The sequence below is a fragment of the Streptomyces sp. NPDC057136 genome (genome assembly GCF_042670885.1).
In the GTDB taxonomy this organism is placed as follows: domain Bacteria; phylum Actinomycetota; class Actinomycetes; order Streptomycetales; family Streptomycetaceae; genus Streptomyces.
The window spans coordinates 1-1,832 of record NZ_JBHUUV010000103.1 but is presented as its reverse complement, the minus strand read 5'-3'; the positions used below and the strand labels follow the sequence as shown (position 1 = coordinate 1,832).

Annotated in this window: 1 protein-coding gene and 1 pseudogene; both read right to left on the bottom strand. The window is 69.3% G+C overall.

What is annotated here, in order from left to right:
• Nucleotides 1–173: 173 nt before the first annotated feature.
• A complete protein-coding gene (locus ACFT7S_RS38655; protein ID WP_377614118.1) occupies nt 174–1,097 on the bottom strand; it encodes a transposase family protein in 924 nt (307 codons plus the stop codon).
• An 80-nt stretch (nt 1,098–1,177) separates the two neighbouring features.
• Nucleotides 1,178–1,765 (bottom strand): annotated as a pseudogene (locus tag ACFT7S_RS38650) (IS5 family transposase); the annotation flags it as partial.
• Between the last annotated feature and the right edge of the window lie 67 nt (nt 1,766–1,832).

Genomic DNA, 1,832 nt, shown 5'->3' with positions numbered 1-1,832 from the left:
CCTGCCCGATACGGCCGACACCTCGCTCGGCCCGCTCCTGGAATGGGCCCAGCAGCACCTCGGCACCGGGCTGAGCGTGACCGGACTCGCCGCCTGGCCGCCGACGAGACGCTAACGACTGGGTGCGCGATTGAGGGGGGGCGTGTTGGCCCGGAGGGTCTGGCTGGTGATCTTCAGCGCTCCGCGCAGCGGTCGGAGACCAGCCCGGCGATGGCGAGCATGGTGTCGTCGAAGTACTCGCGGCGCCCGGTCCAGCGCTGCAGGGGTCTCCACTGCTTGGGTTCGGCGATGGCGTGCTCGACGCAGATCCGCTCCGAGGACTGGGCTTTGCGGGCCCGTTCCCATGCGGTGATCTCGTCGGGCGGGGCGCCCTTCTTCGGTTTCAGCGGTGGGGCGGTGACCTGGCCGGGAAAGTCTCTGGCCAGCCCCTGGTAACCGGAATCGGCCTTGACCTTGACCTCGGGATACTGCTGGAGCAGTTCCTCGATGCCTTCGGTACGCAGGGCGGTGACGTCGTGCATGCGGCCGGGCCGGACGGCTCCGGCCCACAGCAGCCGGCCCTTGCCGTCGCTGATGACGGTGGGCTTCTTGGTGTTCCGCTTCTTCTTGCCCGAGACGAACGCCCGGCGTCCGGGGCGGTTCGCCGCGGGGCGGCGGACCTGGACCTCGGTGCCGTCGAGACGCAGTTCGACGCCTTCGGCCGCGGCGTAGGCGAAGACGTCCGCGAGGGTACGCAGCCGCAGTCCGGGCTTGCCGGGGACGGCGAAGCCCCGCGCCGCGAGCAGGGGCCGGATCTCGTGGACGGCCCGGGTGATGGTGGAGCGGTCCACGCCGTAGAACACGGCCAGGGCTTGGTGCGGGAGCTGGAAACGCAGAACGACCAGGGTGGCGATCACCCGGTCGGTGAACACCAGCCCCCGATCCGGCCCCGCCCCGGCCGCACGCAGCCGCTCATGACCACGGCGCTCGCGCAGCCGGCCCTCCTGCTGCGCGAGCCAGGGGCCGGCAAGCTCCTCAATCAGCTTCCCCAGCCGACGACGCGGCAGACCAGTACAGATCCGATGCGACAACACCCCACGCGCCCACCCCAGCCTCATGAGCAGCAATCATTCCGCAAGTCCAACCCGGCCCCTCCACCGCTCCCCGCCTATCGCGCACCACGTCGTTAGACCGTGTCCTATGTGGTGAGGCGGACGAGTCGTTTGTAGCAGCAGACGGCTGCGGCGAGGCCGAGGAAGGCCAGGTAGTTGCGGGGATGGCGCTCGTAGCGGTGGTTGAGCCGGCGGTAGCCGGTCAGCCAGGACATGGTCCGCTCGATCACCCACCGGCGGCGGCCAAGTCGTTCACTGGACTCGACGCCCTTACGGGCGATGCGAACGCCGATACGTTTGCCGCGGAGCCATTTCCGCAGTTCAGGTATGTCGTAGGCCTTGTCGGCGTGCAGGCGCTGGGGTTTGAAGTTGCGGCCTCGGTGGGGGTCGTGTCTCGTTTGGTGACCGAGCACCATGGGCTTCAGCCCCTGGCTGTCGTGAGTGTTGGCGGCCGGGAGGCCGACAGTGAGGGGCAGCCCGTTCGCGTCCGACAGGACGTGCATCTTGGATCCCGCTTTGCCCCGGTCCACGGGGCTTGGGCCGGTGAGGTCGCCCCCTTTTTTCGCCCGGACGTGGGCGGAGTCGAGGACGGCACGGGACAGGTCGAGCAAGCCGGCGTCGTCGAGGCGGTGCAGGATCTCCTCGTGCAGCCGGCCCCACACGCCGGCACGCGACGTCTTACGGAGAGTGGTTGCCGACGGGGAGTCCCAATCCTTTTGCAGGATTCAGGGGGTCACCCGG